Origin of the sequence: Rhodococcus sp. NKCM2511 (assembly GCF_014905595.1) — a bacterium.
GTDB classification, from domain to species: Bacteria; Actinomycetota; Actinomycetes; order Mycobacteriales; family Mycobacteriaceae; genus Rhodococcoides; species Rhodococcoides fascians.
Genome location: NZ_BNHJ02000002.1, coordinates 248,736 through 266,574, shown reverse-complemented (window position 1 = coordinate 266,574; position 17,839 = coordinate 248,736). Strand labels below are relative to the sequence as shown.

At 62.8% G+C, this 17,839-nt stretch carries 14 protein-coding genes, 1 tRNA gene and 1 pseudogene; 10 read left to right on the top strand and 6 right to left on the bottom strand.

Translation table 11 applies throughout. The annotated features are described in order from the left end of the window. Nucleotides 1–92: 92 nt before the first annotated feature. Nucleotides 93–1,517 carry a CdaR family transcriptional regulator gene (locus JLZ96_RS17840; RefSeq protein WP_228139233.1) on the bottom strand — a complete coding sequence of 475 codons (1,425 nt, stop codon included), beginning with the start codon at nucleotides 1,515–1,517 and terminating at the stop codon, nucleotides 93–95. Nucleotides 1,518–1,604: 87 nt separating this feature from the next. Further along, complete coding sequence (aceE, locus tag JLZ96_RS17835; RefSeq protein ID WP_201010870.1) at nucleotides 1,605–4,424, bottom strand: pyruvate dehydrogenase (acetyl-transferring), homodimeric type; 2,820 nt, start codon at nucleotides 4,422–4,424, stop codon at nucleotides 1,605–1,607. A gap of 256 nt (nucleotides 4,425–4,680) precedes the next feature. Here aceE and JLZ96_RS17830 point away from each other — a divergent pair, with 256 nt between their 5' ends. The 3 genes from JLZ96_RS17830 to JLZ96_RS17820 all read left to right on the top strand — a co-directional run bounded on the left by JLZ96_RS17830 (nucleotide 4,681) and on the right by JLZ96_RS17820 (nucleotide 5,755). After that, nucleotides 4,681–5,103, top strand: coding sequence for a DUF3052 domain-containing protein (locus JLZ96_RS17830; RefSeq protein WP_027497444.1), 423 nt, complete (start codon nucleotides 4,681–4,683; stop codon nucleotides 5,101–5,103). Between the two features lie 31 nt (nucleotides 5,104–5,134). Continuing rightward, a complete protein-coding gene (locus JLZ96_RS17825; protein ID WP_027497443.1) occupies nucleotides 5,135–5,596 on the top strand; it encodes a peroxiredoxin in 462 nt (153 codons plus the stop codon). Nucleotides 5,597–5,683: 87 nt separating this feature from the next. Beyond that, nucleotides 5,684–5,755: transfer RNA gene (locus JLZ96_RS17820), tRNA-Val, on the top strand. Between the two features lie 67 nt (nucleotides 5,756–5,822). On the opposite strand, the gene JLZ96_RS17815 is transcribed toward JLZ96_RS17820, so the two are convergent. Both JLZ96_RS17815 and JLZ96_RS17810 read right to left on the bottom strand, forming a co-directional pair. Beyond that, nucleotides 5,823–7,139, bottom strand: coding sequence for an MFS transporter (locus JLZ96_RS17815; protein ID WP_230590995.1), 1,317 nt, complete (start codon nucleotides 7,137–7,139; stop codon nucleotides 5,823–5,825). Between the two features lie 136 nt (nucleotides 7,140–7,275). Further along, nucleotides 7,276–8,022, bottom strand: a complete 747-nt coding sequence (locus JLZ96_RS17810) for a FadR/GntR family transcriptional regulator (RefSeq protein WP_032384603.1) — start codon at nucleotides 8,020–8,022, stop codon at nucleotides 7,276–7,278. Between the two features lie 231 nt (nucleotides 8,023–8,253). Between JLZ96_RS17810 and JLZ96_RS17805 the strand changes: the two genes are divergently transcribed. The 6 genes and pseudogenes from JLZ96_RS17805 to JLZ96_RS17780 all read left to right on the top strand — a co-directional run bounded on the left by JLZ96_RS17805 (nucleotide 8,254) and on the right by JLZ96_RS17780 (nucleotide 14,197). Continuing rightward, nucleotides 8,254–9,801, top strand: coding sequence for an AMP-binding protein (locus tag JLZ96_RS17805; RefSeq protein WP_236254141.1), 1,548 nt, complete (start codon nucleotides 8,254–8,256; stop codon nucleotides 9,799–9,801). 8 nt (nucleotides 9,802–9,809) lie between these two features. Beyond that, on the top strand, nucleotides 9,810–10,574 hold the full coding sequence (locus JLZ96_RS17800; RefSeq protein ID WP_032384605.1) for an enoyl-CoA hydratase-related protein: 765 nt from the start codon (nucleotides 9,810–9,812) through the stop codon (nucleotides 10,572–10,574). Next, complete coding sequence (locus JLZ96_RS17795) at nucleotides 10,571–11,779, top strand: acyl-CoA dehydrogenase family protein (RefSeq protein WP_201010869.1); 1,209 nt, start codon at nucleotides 10,571–10,573, stop codon at nucleotides 11,777–11,779. Before JLZ96_RS17800 ends, JLZ96_RS17795 begins: the two co-directional genes overlap by 4 nt. Before the next feature lie 11 nt (nucleotides 11,780–11,790). Further along, nucleotides 11,791–12,834 carry an acyl-CoA dehydrogenase family protein gene (locus tag JLZ96_RS17790; protein WP_201010868.1) on the top strand — a complete coding sequence of 348 codons (1,044 nt, stop codon included), beginning with the start codon at nucleotides 11,791–11,793 and terminating at the stop codon, nucleotides 12,832–12,834. Nucleotides 12,835–13,028: 194 nt separating this feature from the next. Then, nucleotides 13,029–13,427: pseudogene (locus JLZ96_RS17785) on the top strand (MetQ/NlpA family ABC transporter substrate-binding protein); the annotation flags it as partial. Nucleotides 13,428–13,525: 98 nt separating this feature from the next. Continuing rightward, nucleotides 13,526–14,197 (top strand): nitroreductase, encoded by a 672-nt coding sequence (locus JLZ96_RS17780; protein WP_201010867.1) that lies wholly within the window; start codon nucleotides 13,526–13,528, stop codon nucleotides 14,195–14,197. A 12-nt stretch (nucleotides 14,198–14,209) separates the two neighbouring features. Here the strand turns inward: JLZ96_RS17780 and JLZ96_RS17775 are convergent, their stop codons facing one another. Next, nucleotides 14,210–15,151, bottom strand: a complete 942-nt coding sequence (locus tag JLZ96_RS17775; RefSeq protein WP_201010866.1) for an NAD(P)/FAD-dependent oxidoreductase — start codon at nucleotides 15,149–15,151, stop codon at nucleotides 14,210–14,212. 113 nt (nucleotides 15,152–15,264) lie between these two features. Between JLZ96_RS17775 and JLZ96_RS17770 the strand changes: the two genes are divergently transcribed. Continuing rightward, nucleotides 15,265–16,674: an amino acid permease gene (locus JLZ96_RS17770; protein WP_032382782.1), complete on the top strand. Its 1,410-nt coding sequence runs from the start codon at nucleotides 15,265–15,267 to the stop codon at nucleotides 16,672–16,674. Here JLZ96_RS17770 and JLZ96_RS17765 read toward each other — a convergent pair. Beyond that, the gene (locus JLZ96_RS17765) at nucleotides 16,671–17,837 is read right to left on the bottom strand and encodes an iron-containing alcohol dehydrogenase (RefSeq protein WP_201010865.1); all 1,167 of its coding nucleotides are present in this window, start codon (nucleotides 17,835–17,837) and stop codon (nucleotides 16,671–16,673) included. The genes JLZ96_RS17770 and JLZ96_RS17765 overlap by 4 nt on opposite strands. Nucleotides 17,838–17,839 lie beyond the last annotated feature (2 nt).

The window sequence follows — 17,839 nt, the reverse complement described above, 5'->3', positions numbered from 1 at the left end:
ATGTCGCGCTCGATGAACTCTCGACAAGCAATTTGTGGGAACCCTACAAATTGCCTCGTGGAGACCCGCTATCGCCGGAAGGCGGTTCGGCGTTACGTGACCACCTCACCAAATGTGACTTGTGTGACATATGGGGCTGGATATGTCGGTTCGTGATGCGTTCGAGCCAACCTACCTACCGTTGCCGCGACCCGAAGGACGTACGCATCGCGCGGGTGAGTGGGATCACGACCGGTCACCTCGGCGATGCGCTTGAGCCGATACCGGACGGTATTTGGATGAACAAACAGCTGCCGAGCGCAGGTTTCCACGGCACCGCCGCAGTCGAGATACGCATCGAGCGTGTCGGCCAAACCCGAACCTGCCGCGGCCAATGGCACGACGACATGATCGTTGAGAGCCGAGATGGCCGCCCCGTCGTTCAGCAGCGCTCGTTCGGGTAGCAACTCGCCGGCGTGCACCGGACGCGGCGCGCCCCGCCAGCCCGCCACGGCCTGCATGCCGGCAAAGGCTTCCACCGCGCTCGAGTGCGCTGCGCCCAGCGTGCGAGTGGTGGGACCGATGACGACCGGGCCGTCGGAGAAGTTCTGCAACATGTCGTCGATGAACGCGTGATGCGCCGCGGTGTCGTCGAGCTGGCCACTGACCACCATCACCAATCGGGTCCCCTGAACCACCGCCAACGCAGCTCGACCGTGCTTCTGAGCGACGGAGTGCACGGTGCCCACCACGGACACGCCGCGGTCTTCCGGGGGAGTCCCCACCAATACCGTCGCGGGCGCAGTGGCGTCCCAGTTCAAAGTGGCAGCACGGGAGAGCATGTCCGATCCTGTATCGCCGCGGACGACGGCGTCGACGACGAGGGCTTCGAGGCGGGTGTCCCACGCCCCTCGTGACTCGGCTGCACTGGCGTACACGGACGCCGCGGCGAACCCCAGCTCGCGGCCGTACCGCAGCACGGCCTCGGTCAGCGCGACCAACTGCTGGTCGTTGCGCGCGAGCGCGGGGAGCCACTGCTCGAAGAACTCCATCGCCACCCGAACCATGTCGACGGTCTGACGCAGCGTGAGGCGTCGGGCAAGGTCTTGCGGGATCACCTGGAAGGCGTCGAGGCTGAATCGAATGTCGCTGTTCGGATTCTTGAGCCATTCGAGAAAGTTGTCGACGGCCGTCTGGATCAGCAGCTGGACGCTGGCCCGCTGGGCGGCGTCGAGGTCGCCGAAGAACGGCAACTGGCCCTGCATCGTGGTCACTGCCTCGGTCGACAGGCGGCCGGAGAACTGTTTGACGCGTCGCAACAGGGCGTCGGGCAAAGGGTCGCGCTTCTGGCGCGAAGGGGCCAACGAGTTGACCGGAAGGTGGACCTCGTTGTCGGTCGTGAGCGAATCACGGGTGGGGGAGTCACGGGCCGGGGAGTCACGAGCCAACGACTCACGCAACGCTTCACGGTAAGCGTCGCGCCGGGAGACATCACGCGCGGACGAACTGTCCGGTGAATCGGGTTTCGCATCGGACATAAGGAGAACCTACGCCCGACCCCCGCCCACCTCGCGCTGGACACTCGTTGCGAGGTGGAACGGGGGTCGGCCGATCACGGCGAAGACCTACGCCGAGCCGGTGTCGGCGTACGACGTCGGAGCTGCGGTGACGTCGTCGATCTTGTACTTTTCGGCAGCCTCGACAGCCTTGGACTTGTCGATCTCGCCCGATGCCGCGAGAGCGGACAGTGTGGCGACGACGATGGACTCGGCATCGACGTTGAACACCCGTCGTGCAGCCGGTCGGGTGTCGGAGAAGCCGAAGCCGTCGGTTCCGAGGGTGACGTAGTCGCCCGGAACCCACTGGCGGATCTGATCCGGCACGGCGCGCATCCAGTCGGAGGACGCGATGACCGGGCCGTTGGCAGAGGCCAGAGCCGAGGTGACGAACGGAACGCGCTTGTCGGCACCCGGGTTACGCAGCGACTCCTTCTCGGCCTCGACGCCGTCGCGGCGCAGTTCGCCCCACGAGGTGACGGACCACACGGCCGAACGAACGCCCCACTCCTCGAACAGCAATTCACGTGCCTTGCGGGCCGAGACGATGCCGACGCCGGACGCGAGCAGCTGTGCCTCGGGTCCGTCGCCCTCCTGCGGTTCTGCGAACCGGTAGATGCCCTTGAGCAGCCCCTCGACGTCGAGGTTCTCGGGCTCGGCCGGCTGTACGTACGGCTCGTTGTACAGGGTGATGTAGTAGAAGATGTTCTCCCCGCCGAAGCCCTCGACACCTTCGGTGCCGCCGTACATCCGTCGCAGACCGTCCTTGACGATGTGCGCGATCTCGTACGAGAACGCCGGGTCGTACGCCACCGCTGCCGGGTTGGTCGACGCCAGAAGTAGCGAGTGACCGTCGGCGTGCTGGAGACCCTCACCGGTCAGCGTGGTGCGTCCTGCCGTGGCACCGAGCACGAACCCGCGGGCCATCTGGTCTGCTGCAGCCCAGAGACCGTCGCCGGTGCGCTGGAAGCCGAACATCGAGTAGAAGATGTACAGCGGGATCATGACCTCGCCGTGCGTCGCGTACGAGGTACCGACCGCGGTGAACGACGACGTGGAGCCTGCCTCGTTGATGCCCTCGTGCAGGATCTGACCGACCGAGCTCTCCTTGTAGGCGAGCATCAGTTCCGAGTCGACCGAGGTGTACAGCTGGCCGTTGCGGTTGTAGATCTTCAGCGACGGGAACCACGAGTCCATACCGAACGTGCGGGCCTCGTCGGGAATGATCGGCACGATTCGGTGGCCGATCTCCTTGTCTCGCAACAGCTCCTTCATGACGCGCACGAGCGCCATGGTGGTGGCGACTTCCTGCTTGCCCGAGCCCTTGCGAAGCGTCTTGTAGGTGTCGTCGCCGGGCTGCGGCAGTGGCTTGACGTCGACGCGGCGCTCGGGGACGAATCCGCCGAGCTTGCTACGACGATCGAGCATGTACTGGATCTCGGGAGCGTCCGCACCGGGGTGGTAGTACGGCGGCATGTACGGATCCTTCTCGAGCTCCTCGTCGGAGATCGGGATGTGCTGGAGATCGCGGAACGTCTTGAGATCGTCGAGCGTCAGCTTCTTCATCTGGTGCGTGGCATTACGGCCCTCGAAGTGCTTGCCCAGGGTGTAGCCCTTGATGGTGTGCGCCAGGATGACCGTCGGCTGGCCCTTGTGCGACATCGCAGCTGCGTAGGCAGCGTGCACCTTGCGGTAGTCGTGGCCGCCGCGCTTGAGGTTCCAGATCTCGTCGTCCGAGAGATCCTTGACGAGCTCCTTCGTTCGCGGGTCGCGGCCGAAGAAGTGATCGCGGACGTAGCTGCCGTCGTTGGCCTTGTAGGTCTGGAAGTCGCCGTCGGGCGTGGTGTTCATGAGGTTCACCAGTGCGCCGTCGCGGTCCTTGTGCAGCAGCGAGTCCCACTCGCGGCCCCACACGACCTTGATGACGTTCCAGCCGGCACCGCGGAAGAACGACTCCAGTTCCTGGATGATCTTGCCGTTACCGCGCACCGGGCCGTCGAGACGCTGCAGGTTGCAGTTGACGACGAACGTGAGGTTGTCGAGGCCTTCGGTCGCAGCCACGTGTGCGAGTCCACGCGATTCCGGCTCGTCCATCTCGCCGTCGCCGAGATACGCCCAGACGTGCTGGTCGGAGGTGTCCTTGATGCCGCGGTCGTTCAAGTAGTGGTTGAAGCGCGCCTGGTAGATGGCGTTCATCGGACCGAGGCCCATCGACACCGTCGGGAACTCCCAGAAGTCCTGCATCAGCCGGGGGTGCGGGTAGGACGGCAGTCCGCCGCCCTCGTTCACGTGGCTCGCTTCCTGACGGAAGCCGTCCATCCGCTCGGCCGGGATGCGGCCTTCGAGGAAGGCGCGGGCGTAGATGCCGGGGGAGGCGTGGCCCTGAATGAAGATGTGGTCGCCGCCGCCCGGGTGATCCTTGCCGCGGAAGAAGTGGTTGAAGCCGACCTCGTACAGCGCAGCCGACGACGCGTAGGTCGAGATGTGGCCACCGACGCCGACGCCCGGACGCTGTGCGCGGTGCACCATGATCGCGGCATTCCAGCGGATCCAGGCTCGGTAGCGGCGTTCCATCGACTCGTCGCCGGGGAACCACGGCTCGTTCTCGGTGGGAATCGTGTTGACGTAGTCCGTCGATGTCAGCGACGGGAGCGCAACGCGGCGCTCACCGGCGCGCTCGAGCAACCTGAGCATCAGGTAGCGAGCGCGGTTGGGTCCGGACCTCTCCAGCAAGCCGTCGAACGACTCGATCCATTCGTTGGTCTCGTCGTTGTCGATATCGGGCAGGTACGACGCGACACCCTCACGGATGACGCGGACCCGGCCGTCCGAGCCCTTCTTGCCTGCAGACGATGTGTTCTGCCGTTCGCCGCTGTTCACTTCGGACAACGTGTGCACTCCTCAATGTGGCGGACGCTCGGTGTGGCGCCCGGTCCGGTAGCTCGCCCCTGTGACGGCGATCTACATTCCTCGTTCTCGTGATTCCTCCCCAATCCTGCCGCATCTCGTCGGTTCTGGTAGTACAGAGGTCCGATACCCACCAGTAGAAATTTATGTACGCAATTTCGGCGCGGTCAGCTTGCGCGAACGGCTTCGACCCTGTTCGCTTTGTCTACTGCACCCACAATTCAAGGAGGTCACCACCGTGGTCGCCGCGGCGGACGCTCAGAACTACGCTCAGAAACTTGGCATCACTCGCGACATGGTCGTTCAAGAGCTGGGCTGGGACGAGGACACCGACGATGATCTGCGCGCCGACGTAGAAGATGCGATCGGTGGCGAGACCCTCGACGAGGATTCCGACGAGGTGATCGATGTCGTACTGCTGTGGTGGCGCGACGGAGACGGTGACCTGGTCGATGCACTCATGGATGCCATCGGTCCGCTCTCGGACGATGGAATCGTGTGGGTCCTCAGCCCCAAGACCGGCATGTCCGGTCATGTGGAGCCCAGCGAGATTGCCGAGTCCGCTCCGACAGCCGGATTGACGCAGACCTCTGCGGCCAATCTCGGTGACTGGATCGGAAGTCGATTGGTTCAGCCCAAGACCCCTGCCAGCAAGCGGTAGGCCCATGCTCGACACAGGAAGACGGTTCTAGATGCCGATCGAGGTTGGCGCTGTTGCGCCCGACTTCACCCTCAAAGACCAGAACAACCAATTGGTCACGTTGTCGTCGTACCGGGACGTGAAGAACGTTCTGCTCGTGTTCTATCCACTGGCCTTCACCGGAACGTGCCAGGGCGAGCTGTGCCGAGTGCGCGACGAGCTACCGACATTCGAGAACGACGACACCGCGATCCTGGCGATCTCGGTGGGTCCGCCTCCGACCCACAAGATCTGGGCAGCAGAGCAGGGTTACACCTTTCCGCTGCTGTCCGACTTCTGGCCACACGGTGAAGTGGCTCAGGCGTACGGCGTGTTCAACGACAGCGCAGGATTCGCCAATCGTGGAACCTTCGTGGTCGACAAGTCCGGAATCATCAGATTCGCCGAAATGAACGGTCCCGGGGAAGCCCGAGACAGTTCATCGTGGGCTGAGGCACTCGCACAGGTAAGCTGACCTGCGGAATTGTAGTTAGACAGCAGACACGATAAATTTCTCCAAGCGTTCCGGTGGCCCGGGGATGTCCCCAGGCCACCGGTACTCGGGCGTATAGCTCAGCGGTAGAGCTCTGGTTTTACACACCAGCGGTCGGGGGTTCGAACCCCTCTGCGCCCACGGAAAACAGATGGCCTCACTCGTAGAAGCGAGTGAGGCCATTTGTCATTTTTGAGTCTCTTGATTTTCAGTTGCCGACGGAGGCGGCTTCCCGCCTCTCGGCTCTCGAACCTGAGTATGTCTTGGTGCGGATGGTGGCCACGGTGACCAATCCAACGATGCAAGAGCCGACGACGAAATACGCCGGAGACACCGAGTTGCCGGTGCGATCGATGAGCCACGTCGCGATGTAAGCAGCTGTACCGCCGGTAGCGATGGTTGCGACGTTGAAGCCGAGAGCGACACCCGTCAGCCGTACCCGGGCGTCAAACAGCGACGGAAACAGGGGAGCGGTAGCGGTCTGGATCAGCGGGGTGCCGAACGCGAAGAACGCGAAAGCTATTGCTGCGACGAACAGTCCGTGATCCCCCATCATCACCATCGCGGGGTAGGCGAGAATTGCGGATGCGAGTAGCCCGGTGATCAGTACGCGGATGCTGCCGAACTTGTCGACGAACAATCCTGCGATCGGCATCGACAGTGCCACGAGAACGATGACGAGTGCAGCTGTCCACGTGACCGCTGTCTGACTGTAGCCGCCCTCGCGGACGAGATGAATTCCTATGTAGGTGAGCACCATGTACCCGGTTGCGTTCTGCGCGACTCCGAGGCCGAAGACCTGAAGCACCTGCTTGGGGTGCGTACGCAGCAGATCTCCCAGCGGCGCTTTGGCGAGCTTGTTGTCGTTCGCTGCCCTCTCGAACTCGGGAGTGTCCTCGATACGACTACGCGTCCACAAGCAGAACAGGACGAGGGGAACTCCGAGTAGGAACGGAATCCTCCACCCCCAGTTCGTCATCTGAGCATCGGAAGTGAACGCAGACGTTGTTGCCACGGCGATAGCCGCCAGAGCGAAGCCGCTGTTGCTGCCTAGCGCAACGAACGAGGCACCCAGGCCTTTTCGTTTCTCCCCAACGGTCTCGTAGACGTAGGTCAGTGCGCCGCCCAGCTCTCCGCCGGCCGAAAAGCCCTGTACCAGACGCGCAATCACCAACAGAATGGGCGCAAGGACTCCTGCGCTCTCGTAGGTTGGGAGAAACGCCATCAACGCGCTGCCGACACCCATCAGAAGAACCGAAATCAACAGGGCGCGCTTGCGTCCGTGCCGATCTCCGAGACGTCCGAAGAAGATTCCGCCGATCGGGCGCATTAGGTAGGCCGAAGCGAATACGGCCAAGCTTTTGAGCAGCGACGCCGTGGGATCGTCCCCGGGGAAGAATAGCGGGCTGACCACGACGGCGAGATAGGCGTACACGGTCAGGTCGTAATACTCGACGATGGTGCCGACGGCTGCAGCGATTACGCCGCGGCGTCGGGTCTGCTCGAGTGTGCGAGATGTGGCCACGATCGGCTCCGGTTCTGTGTGAGTGGCGTAGAGCGCACCGTCGTCGCCGTGGATATTGCGGCCTTTGGAGTGTGCGCGATCACACCCTAACTCCAAACATGTCAAATGTGAACAGGTTTTGAACGGGCCGTGGATTTCAAAGCTGCCAGTGAACCGGACGAGAAATAATCGAGGCCAACCGCTTTCGGTAGTAGAGCGCAGTGTCATGGACGAAGACGCTCATGGCCGCAGATGCGCCGTCGGCATCGTGAAGCCGAAGGGCGTCCAGAATCTTTTGCTGCGCCGCGATGGCAGCCTTCCTGGTTGCCATCGGATGTTCGGACGGTTCGGCGTCGCGCACGAGCAGCCACAGAGCTTCCATGACGATCCGAAATGCGGGGTTCCCCGCCGCCCTGTAGATCGTGGTCTGAAACGTCGCATTGTTGCTCTGGAAGTTTGCGTAGTCGCTTGGATCGGCGCGCATGCTGTCGAGCGCTGACTGCATCGTGTCCAGTTGATCGTCGGTGACGCTGGTTGCGGCCTGTGCTGCCACGATGGGTTCCAAAGTCAGGCGAACGTCGATGACATCGCTGATATTCGCGCCTTCGAGCTGAAGAAACAGTTTCATCGTGTTGCCGAGGGATGCGTACTGCGGGCGGCACGCCACTGGACCGCCGCCGATGCCGGCTTTGATGGTCACCAGTCCTCGGCTCTCCAATAGGCGGAGTGCCTCGCGGACGGTAGTTCGAGCTACTCCGTATTCCGCGACCATCTCCTTTTCGGTGGGCAGCCTTTGGCCGGCGACGATGCCACCGCCGAGAATGTCGTCCGCGATCACGTTCGCCACCTTTTCGGACATCTTCTGGGGGCGGCCGAGTCGGGGTCTGTGCTGTTCTTCGCTCATGGGCGTCCTAACGGATTCGGCGTCGACGGAATCTCACCTTATCGAGCGGCCGAAAATGTGACGCGCGACAAATCTGTACATATTTGACACATTTAGCTACGATGGGTCGGATGCAGTTCGCTGCTCCATGTTCCGGAGGTCTCAATGTTTCCGACCCGATTGCCCATTTAGGCTGTAGCGCAGTCGTTTCGCGCTGGCGGCCATTGGCAGGACAAGCCGGTCGGCTATTTCTTGACCCGGGCTGCACGCAGATTTCCGAACGCGCTCGCTGTTGTCGACGGACACCGAAGGCTCACGTTCTCGGACGTTGAACAACAGGTGAACGTGTTGGCGAGCGCATTGCGAGGCCGGGGGATCGGGGCAGACAGTGTCGTGTCGTTTCAGTTGCCCAACTGCGCCGAGGCCGTGATCGTTTTTCAGGCACTCATGAAGTTGGGAGCCGTCGCCAACCCGATCGTGCCTATCTATCGTGGCCGGGAAGTTCGCTTCATTCTCGGCCAAGCTCGCAGCGCCATGGTCTTCGTGCCGTCGACCTACCGGGGATTCGACTACGAGGCCATGTATCGGGACCTGGGTATCGACGTCGAGGTGGTCGTCGTAGGCGGCGAATCGTGGGCAGCTCTGCTGGACGAGGCAACACCCGACGGCTTGGCCGGCAACGCTGAACCCGACGCGGACAGCGTGTGCCTGCTTCTCTATACCTCGGGCACCACAGCCGATCCGAAAGGTGTACTGCACAGCCACAATACACTCGTCTACGAGAACCAATCCATCATCGATTGGTTCGGTCTCAACGAACGAGACGTGGTGTTCAATCCATCCCCGGTGACCCATGTAACCGGGGTGAACTGTGCTCTCACCCTGCCGTTTCTGCTCGGGGCTCCTGTCGTCCTCCAGGAGATCTGGGATCCTTCTGTCGCGATGGAGCGCATCGTTTCCGAGGGTGCTAGTTTCATGATCTTTTCGACGCCGTTCCTTCGGGGGCTACTCGACGCGGCGGATGCTTCGGCTGTTTCGACGCCGTCGATCCGCTACATCGTCTGTGGAGGCGCCGACATCCCCGATGCTCTCACCGCGGCCGCGACGACTCGACTGGGCACAGTGGTGCGTATGTTCGGTGCTACGGAGGGCCCGTCGGTGTCGTGTACCGACCGATGGGACACCGATCGGCTGCGAATGCAGTCCGACGGGCGACCGATGACACCGACCGAGGTGATCGTCTCCGTCGACGGTGCAGGTGTCGCGGAGCCCGGTGTCGTCGGTGAAGTGCTTTGGCGTGGCCCGGATACCTTCCTTGGCTATTTAGACAGTTCACTCAACGACGCAGCTTTTACCCCCGACGGCTTCTTCCGTTCTGGTGATCTCGCCACCACCGACAGCGAGGGCGGGTTGCACATCGTAGGGCGGATCAAGGACATCATCAACCGTTCCGGTGAAAAGATAAGTACCCACGACGTAGAGAACCTGCTGAGCGAGCATCCCGACGTACTGGAAGTGGCCGTGGTTGCAGGTCCGGATCCGCGAACGGGTGAGCGCGGATGTGCCTTTGTCGTCACCCGGGACGCGCACGGGCTCAGCCTGCGACAGGTGTACGACTTCCTTTCGGGCCGTGAGGTCGCGATCCAGAAAATCCCCGAAAGCGTGTTCGTCGTCGATTCGCTCCCCAAGACGGCCAGCGGAAAGATCCAGAAGTTCGCGCTTCGGGATTGGACGCGTGATAGGTCCGTGATCCCGCCGCCTATGGCCGAGATGACTGTCACGGCGAGTGACGAAAAGTGAGGAACGTAGTGGTCGAGGGGATTACGGTCACCGTACCCGAGCCAGGCATCGCGGTGGTCGAGCTCGCGCGGGGCAAGGTGAACGCACTCGACTCGTCGATGTACGAGCAGATCGCATCGGTGTTCGACGCCCTGTCCGACGACGCCGACATCAAGGTGGCCGTTCTGACCGGCCGTGGCCGGACCTTCTGCGCTGGAAACGATCTGAACGAATTCCGTACGATGGACGCCACCAGCGGCGAGGTCCAGATGCGCGGCGTCAGGCGGGCGATTTTCAACGTGATCGACTGCTCGGTACCGGTCATCGGTGCCATCAACGGTCCCGCGCTGGGAAGCGGTTTCGGGTTGACGGCGGCATGCGACCTCGTCGTCGCCTCCGAAAAGGCGACATTCGGGCTTCCCGAAATGAACGTGGGAGTCCTCGGCGGCGGCCGCTTCACGGCGAGAATGCTGCCGCAGCAGGCGATGCGTCGGATGTTTTTCACGGCCGAGGCCGTCGATGCTGCCACGCTCCAGTCCTGGGGCGCTCCGATCGAAGTGGTACCGCACGAGAGCCTCATCGACTTCGCATTCGCGCGGGCGCGGTCGATCGCCGCGAAGAGTAGGTACGCCATCATGCTGGCGAAGCAATCTCTCAACGGTTGCGAGGGCCTCGACCTCAAGCGTGGCTACGAGTTGGAACAGACCTTCACAGTTCGGTTGTCCGAACACCCCGATTCCAAGACCGCGATCGAAAAGACAGTGGCAGAGATGGTAGCGAAGGCGGACAAGTGAGCACGAACCTCGACACAACCGTCGGATTGGACGAGTTCGACGCGGCCGCCTCAGCCTGGTTGGAAAGCCATCTCGGCACCGCGGCGGGTGACAAGGCACCCGAACCGAGCTATGCGGTTTTCCACAACCGCAGCGAGGACGAGGAACGCGCGCTGATCGAAGCCGCCAAGGCCTGGCAGTCCACCCGAGTGGATGCAGGTTACGGTGCCATCACGTGGTCCCCAGAATGGGGCGGCGCTGGACTGTCGGCGAGCCACGACCGGGTGTACCTATCACGCGAGCGTGCATTCCGCGCGCCCGAGCGTCACGAAAACGTTTTGGTAACAGTCGAACTGGTAGCACCGACGATCCATCTTCTCGGAACCGAGGATCAACGCGCAAAGTTCATCACCCCGTTTCTAAGGGCCACCGAACTGTGCTGCCAGTTGTTCTCCGAACCTGGCGCAGGCTCCGATCTGGCCGGCCTGTCGACGAAGGCCGTCAGACACGGAGATAACTGGACGATCAATGGGCAAAAGGTGTGGAGCTCGGGTGCTCAATTCTCCGAGTGGGGACTTCTGATCGCGCGCAGTGACAGTGCCGCAGCGAAGCATCGCGGAATGACCGCGTTCATGGTGCCGATGAATGCTCCGGGCGTCGAGATCCGCCCGATTCGACAGATGTCCGGAGGGTCGACCTTCAACGAAGTGTTTTTGACCGACGTACAACTCGACGATTCGATGCGACTCGGCGACGAGGGCCAGGGGTGGAACGTCGCCTTGACCACTCTCGGGTTCGAACGAAGCTCGAGTGCAGGCATCGTCAGCGCGGGAGGCAGCGGAACAGATCTGCTCAGGTTGGCTCGTCGCCTGAGCATCCACGACGAGCCGTTGGTACGGCAGAGGCTCGCCAACGTGGCAGTCTACGAGCGGGCGTCGGCACTGATGGTGGCGCGCTACGCGGAACGTGAACAAGCCGGCCACATACCGGGTGTCGAAGGGTCCATCGGAAAGCTGGTGTGGACACAGAGCCTGAAGCGCATCGGCGACGCCGCGGCGAGCCTACTTGGGCGTTCGATTCTGGCCGACACCGGTGAATCCGACACGTTTGCGTGGACGGAACATCTGCTGGGCGCTCCTGGATACCGAATCGCAGGCGGGTCCGACGAGATACAACGCAACATCATTGGCGAGCGCGGGCTTGGTTTGCCCAGAGAACCGCGGTAGGAGCACAGCACATGGCACTCGAACTGACATCCGAGCAGAAGGAACTGCGGGACAGTCTTCGCGGACTGCTGACCAAGCGCACCGATACCCTCTGGCCGGCACTCGTCTCGCTCGGAGTCTGCGAGATCCCGTTCCCAGAACGATGGGGCGGTGCCGGATACGGAGCCAAGGAAATCATGGTGGTGATGACCGAACTCGGACGATCACTTGCAGGCGTTCCGTACCTTTCCTCGGTCGCGGCGGCCGGTTCGGTACTGATCGAGGGAGCTACCGATTCCGTGTGCGCACAGCATGTTCCAGGCATGGCGAGCGGATCTGTGACGGCCGCACTCGTGGCAGGCTACCCGTTGACGACGAGCGGAATCTCGGCACTCGCCGACGGTGACGACCTCGTTCTGTCGGGCCGACAGGACTTCGTGATCGACGGCACCACCGCGGACCTTCTTGTCATTGTCGCTAGTGGCCCAGACGGCCTCGAGCTCGCCGTCGTGTCCGGTGACGCGCCCGGTGTCTCACGAACCCCATTGGAGGCGTTGGACTTCACCCGGGAACTTGCCCGCGTCGAGCTCGACGGCGTCCGTGCACGCCGTGCGGGAGGAAAGAACTTGCTGTTCGGATTGGCGCGTGCGCAGACCCTCCTGCTGGCTAGCGTTGCGGCCGAACAAGTGGGCGCAGCTCGTGCATGCCTCGAAATGTCGGTCGAGTACGCCAAGACTCGACAGCAGTTCGGTCGGGCCATCGGATCGTTCCAATCGATCAAGCACAGACTCGCGGACATGCTGATCGCGATCGAGTTGGCCGAGGCTGCTGTTCTGGACGCCGCCAACGCTGCCGAGGACCGCCGACAAGACGAGTTCGTGAACGCGGTAGCCACTGCGCGGGTCCTCGCGAGTAGGGCGTCAGTGTTCGCTGCGGAGGAGTCCATCCAAGTGCACGGTGGCATCGGGTTCACGTGGGAACACCCCTTGCACAGGTACTTCCGCCGCGCGAAGAGTAACGAGCTGATGTTCGGTTCGATCGAGTCGCACCTCGAGGTCTTGGCGACGTCGCTGTAGCTGCTCTGGTTTTTGGTCTCGACGAGGTCACCTCTGGCCTGAATCCGAATCCATCGTTCGTCACACACGAGACAAATGTTGTACTGCGAGCTGCTGATTCGGTGGACCGACTCGATCACGGACGGATCGCCGAATTTGGTCGGATGGCCGACCGACCACACGTCGCGCTCGGTCAGCGATGACGAGGTGGCTGTGCACATAGAGCACAGGGTCTGTGGGTACTCGAGCGAGCCGGTCTGATCACCCTCGACCCCGCGGTCGACAAGTCGACGGCCACGCAGAAGGACATCGTCGGAAACCCGAAGAACCTGAAGTTCACGTTGCTGGACTTCGCCGCGCAATCGCGGGCACTGCCGGATCTCGATGCAGCAGTGGGCTATACGGAGTACTACCTCGCGGCCGGAATTCCCGTCGAGAAGCAGATCTTCGCGCCGCCTGCGCCGGACGAGTTCGCCGGCCAGCTCACGATCGGTAGCCGGTGGGCGGACAGCGACAACATCAAGAACCTCGTCGCCGCGTTCAAGGACCCTGCGGTCCAGGAGTTCCTCGCCACCGACCCGCGGGTGAAGGACATCCTCCTGCCACTTCAGTAACGGCCTCGCACCCGACGGTCCGACAGCGGACCGTCGGGCACAGCGGTGGTGCTACGTTCGATCTGCACCCGACGGCACTGATACGAGGCGGATCCGACGTGACCCGGTACGAAGCACTGACCGAACTTCTCGACGAGCGCTACTCGTGCCGGCAATTCCTGCCCAAGCAGGTTTCGCGCGATGTGCTCGAGCAACTGCTCTCTGCCGCCCGGCGTACACCCTCCTGGTCCAACACTCAGTCGTGGCAGGTCATTGTCACCGAAGGCGACGCCACCCGTAAGTTCTCCGAGGCGTTGGTCGAGCATGTGGCGTCCGGGGTTCCGCAGCCGGACTTCCCGTTTCCGGCCAACTACAACGCCCTGCATCGGGCTCGACGACGTGAGTGCGGCGGCGCGCTCTACGAGAGCATCGGCGTGGTCAAGTCCGACACCGAGGCGACGACGCGTCAGTTCATTCGCAATTTCGAGCTGTTCGACGCCCCGCACGCGGCAATCATCACCACCGATGCGGACCTGGGTGTCTACGGTGCCGTCGACTGCGGGCTGTATCTGCAGACGTTCCTGCTGGGCGCGCAGAGTCTCGGGCTCGGCGCGATAGCTCAGGCCGCGCTCGCCGCGTACTCGCCATTCGTCCACGAATGGTTCGATATCCCGGATACCCGCAGGGTGGTAGCCGGCATCTCGTTCGGCTACCCCGACGAGAGCCACCCGATCAACGGATTCCGCACCAGCCGTGCACCGTTGAGTGAGACGGTGACCTTCATCAGCTGAGGTGTGACGGCGTCAGCTCTGGAGCCGACCAACCAGTTCCGTACCCAGATCCGTGCCCGATCGCCATGCGCTTTCCACCCTGGGCGCGCCGGATTCACACCATTGATCGCCTGTGAATCCGACGAGCCGCCCGTCCCGGCGTTCGAGCGCAAAGGTGGAATCATGTTGCGCCGCAGGCTTTGCGAACGTCCAGCGATGGGCATGCGTCCAGTTGGGTGCCGTGGAAATTACCGACAGTTCGCGTAGCGCGTCGAGGACCGGGGCGATCACTGCGTCGGGATCGGCGAGGTGCTGCTGTGCCCGCTCGGGGGTCGTGTGAACCACCAGCACGGGCGCACCGTCACCCCGCCGGGCACCGTCGTCGACAACGAACGCGATATCGGGATGATCGTTGACGAAGGCCGCGTCGCGGAACGGCACATCCAACCCGTCGAATCCACATGCCACCGCGATGACCGGTTCGTAATCGACTGCGTCGGGGACCGTGGTCAGTCGAGTCGCTTGAGGATCGGGCATCGCAACCACGACGTGGCCGTCGGGTAGGTCGGTCAACTCGGAGGCACCTTCGATGTCGAAGTCTGCCAGCAAGTCTCGCACCAGAGAACGGAGTCCGTTCGGGGTGGCCCATCGAACCGGGCCGGTGGTGGTGCACGGCGCGGTATCGGGCTTGAGGATGCCGAAGGTGTTGGCCCACTGGCGCGCGAGGCCCCTCGACTCCCAGTCGGCCACGACTGTCGCGAAATCCTGATCGCGGACGGTGAAGTAACCGGCACCCAGATCGACACGACGCCCGTGCAGCTCGGGGGATGACATCCGCCCGCCCGGGGCACGTCCTCGATCGACGATGCGGAACGGGACGCCCGCCGCGCGCAGTACTCGGGCACAGGCGGCACCCGCGATACCCGCGCCGACAATGGTGATCGAGTCCGTGGTGCGCCCAACATCGACAGTCATGTCGTCAGTATGCCCGGCAGAGGCCGCGCGTAAGCCCGCCATTTGTACTACTGCTTGTCTGGACAATTCGGTCACCTGCTGCGGAGGGCCCGACCTTGTGCTGAACTGTTGAAATGGCAATTACGGATAAGCCAGATACCGGAGAGCACGGACTGGGAACCAGTCTCAAACCGCGGCACGTGACGATGATCTCGATAGCCGGAGTGATCGGTGCCGGACTGTTCGTCGGCTCCGCCAACGCCATCGCCACCGCAGGACCTGCGGTGTTGCTGGCCTACTTCTTCGCCGGACTCCTCGTCATCCTGGTGATGCGCATGCTCGGGGAAATGGCCACCGCCAACCCCGACACCGGTTCGTTCTCGACGTATGCGACCCGGGCACTGGGACATTGGGCCGGCTTCTCCGTCGGATGGCTGTACTGGTGGTTCTGGGTGTTGGTGATCCCCGTCGAGGCGACCGCCGCTGCCGCCATCCTCACCAACTGGCTGGGCGGTGCCCAATGGATGTGGGCCCTGATCATCGTCGTCGCGCTCACCGCGACCAACCTGATCAGCGTCGGCAATTACGGCGAGTTCGAGTTCTGGTTCGCGTTGGTGAAGGTCGTGGCCATCGTCGCGTTCATCGGTCTCGGCATCGCGGCCATCCTGGGCTGGCTGCCGAACTCCGAAGTCAGTGGCGTGGACCAATTGTGGGCCTCCGGCGGCTTCATGCCGCTCGGCTTCGGTGCGGTGATCGCAGCCATGCTGACGACGATGTTCTCGTTCATGGGATCCGAGATCGTCACCATCGCTGCAGCCGAATCCAAGGACCCCGCAAAGGGGATCACCCGCGCCACCAACTCGGTGATCTGGCGTATCTCGATCTTCTACTTCGGATCGATCTTCGTCATCGTCGCGCTCGTCCCCTGGAACGAATTGGACCCGGCAACCGGCTCCTACCAGTATGTGTTGTCCAAGATGGGAATTCCTCACGCGGAGACCATCATGGACATCGTCATTCTGACCGCCGTGGCGTCGTGCCTGAATTCGGCGCTTTACACCGCCTCCCGCATGCTCTACTCGCTCGGTGATCGTGGCGATGCGCCGCGCGCAGTCAAGAAAATCACCGCCAACGGGGTGCCGTGGGTTGCCGTCATCGCCTCGATGGTTCTCGGCTTCCTTGCCGTGGTCGGAAACTACATTCTTCCCGAGAAGCTCTTCACCTACCTGCTCGCGACGACCGGTGCCGTGGCTCTGTTCGTCTACCTGGCCATCGCCAGCAGTCAACTGGTGCTGCGTCGCCAACTCGATCGCGACGGCGAACGCCCGGCCGTTCTGATGTGGCTCTACCCGTGGCTCACCTATTTGGCCATCGGATTCATCGTCTTCGTCCTCGTCATGATGGTCGTGCGACCCGAGCAGCGATCGTCCATCCTGCTCTCGGCCGTGCTGGCGGCAGTGACGGTGATCGGCGGAATCATCGTTCAACGCCGAAACACGCGGCGCGACAAGGTTGCCGCCCGCGTATCCGGTGACTCGGCCTAGATCCCGGCATACACCTGGCGGTACAGATCGACGATCTGCTCCGCCGTCGGAACGACCGGATTGTTACCGGGGCTGCCGGACGCGAGAGCCTGCTCGGCCATCAGCGGCAACATGTCGTCCCACGTCGACTTGTCGATGCCGAACGTCTCCGGAGTGGGAACTTCGACCTCACGACACAGCATGACGATGGCGTCCTGCAACTTGCCTCCGGCAACCGCGTCCGAATCGGCTTCCGATGCCGCACCGAGGGCGCGGGCGCAATCGGCGTAGCGGGACTGGGCTCCGCCGATGGAGAAGGCTGTGACGGCAGGCAAGAGCATCGCATTGGACAGTCCGTGTGCGACATGGAAATGCGCGCCGATCGGTCGACTCATCCCGTGGACCAGACAGACGCTGGCGTTGGAGAACGCCATTCCCGCCTGGGTGGACGCATGCATCATGGCCTCGCGTGCCTGCCGGTCGTCACCGTCTCGATACGCCCGCAGCAGCGACGTTCCGATGGTGCGAATTGCGCTGAGCGCCAAGCCGTCGGAGATGGGGTTAGCTTTCTTGCTGACATACGCCTCGATGGCGTGAGTCAGAGCGTCGACGCCGGTATCGGCGGTCAGACGTGCCGGCATCGACATCGTCAGCTCGAAGTCGATGATCGATGCGATCGGCAGAAATGACAGGCCGGGGCACAGCATCTTCTCGTCCGAAGCCACGTCGGTGATGATGGTGAACTGCGTTGCCTCCGAACCACTTCCCGCGGTAGTAGGAATCGCGATGATCGGAAGCGCCGGACCGGTGGAGAGCACCGGAGCTTTGAAGTCCCGCATCGTCCCGCCCTGCACAGCGAGTATGGCCAGCGCTTTGGCCGTGTCCATCGGACTGCCGCCGCCGAACCCGATGATGGAATCGGCCGAATGCTGCTGCACTGCTTCGAGACCGGCGATCAGCGAATCCGTCGTCGGATCGGGCACGGTGCCGGAGAACAGCGCAGGCGACTTACCGGCCTCGGTCATGATCGTCATCAGTCGATCGGCCGAACCGTTGCCTGCCATGAACGCATCGGTGACGAGTAGGGGACGAGATACGGCCAGGTCGGTCAGTACCGTACCCAGCTCCTCGACAGCACCGCCGCCGAGTTTCAGAAAACGTGGGAAAGAGATATTGGCAACCATGG

Excerpts from the sequence above, each read along its gene's own strand:
- JLZ96_RS17840 (WP_228139233.1), bottom strand. The coding sequence starts at position 1,517 with ATGTCCGATGCGAAACCCGATTCACCGGACAGTTCGTCCGCGCGTGAT.
- JLZ96_RS17790 (WP_201010868.1), top strand. The coding sequence starts at position 11,791 with ATGGCACTCGAACTGACATCCGAGCAGAAGGAACTGCGGGACAGTCTT.
- JLZ96_RS17770 (WP_032382782.1), top strand. The coding sequence starts at position 15,265 with ATGGCAATTACGGATAAGCCAGATACCGGAGAGCACGGACTGGGAACC.
- JLZ96_RS17765 (WP_201010865.1), bottom strand. The coding sequence starts at position 17,837 with ATGGTTGCCAATATCTCTTTCCCACGTTTTCTGAAACTCGGCGGCGGT.
- JLZ96_RS17825 (WP_027497443.1), top strand. The coding sequence starts at position 5,135 with ATGCCGATCGAGGTTGGCGCTGTTGCGCCCGACTTCACCCTCAAAGAC.
- JLZ96_RS17810 (WP_032384603.1), bottom strand. The coding sequence starts at position 8,022 with ATGAGCGAAGAACAGCACAGACCCCGACTCGGCCGCCCCCAGAAGATG.
- JLZ96_RS17775 (WP_201010866.1), bottom strand. The coding sequence starts at position 15,151 with ATGACTGTCGATGTTGGGCGCACCACGGACTCGATCACCATTGTCGGC.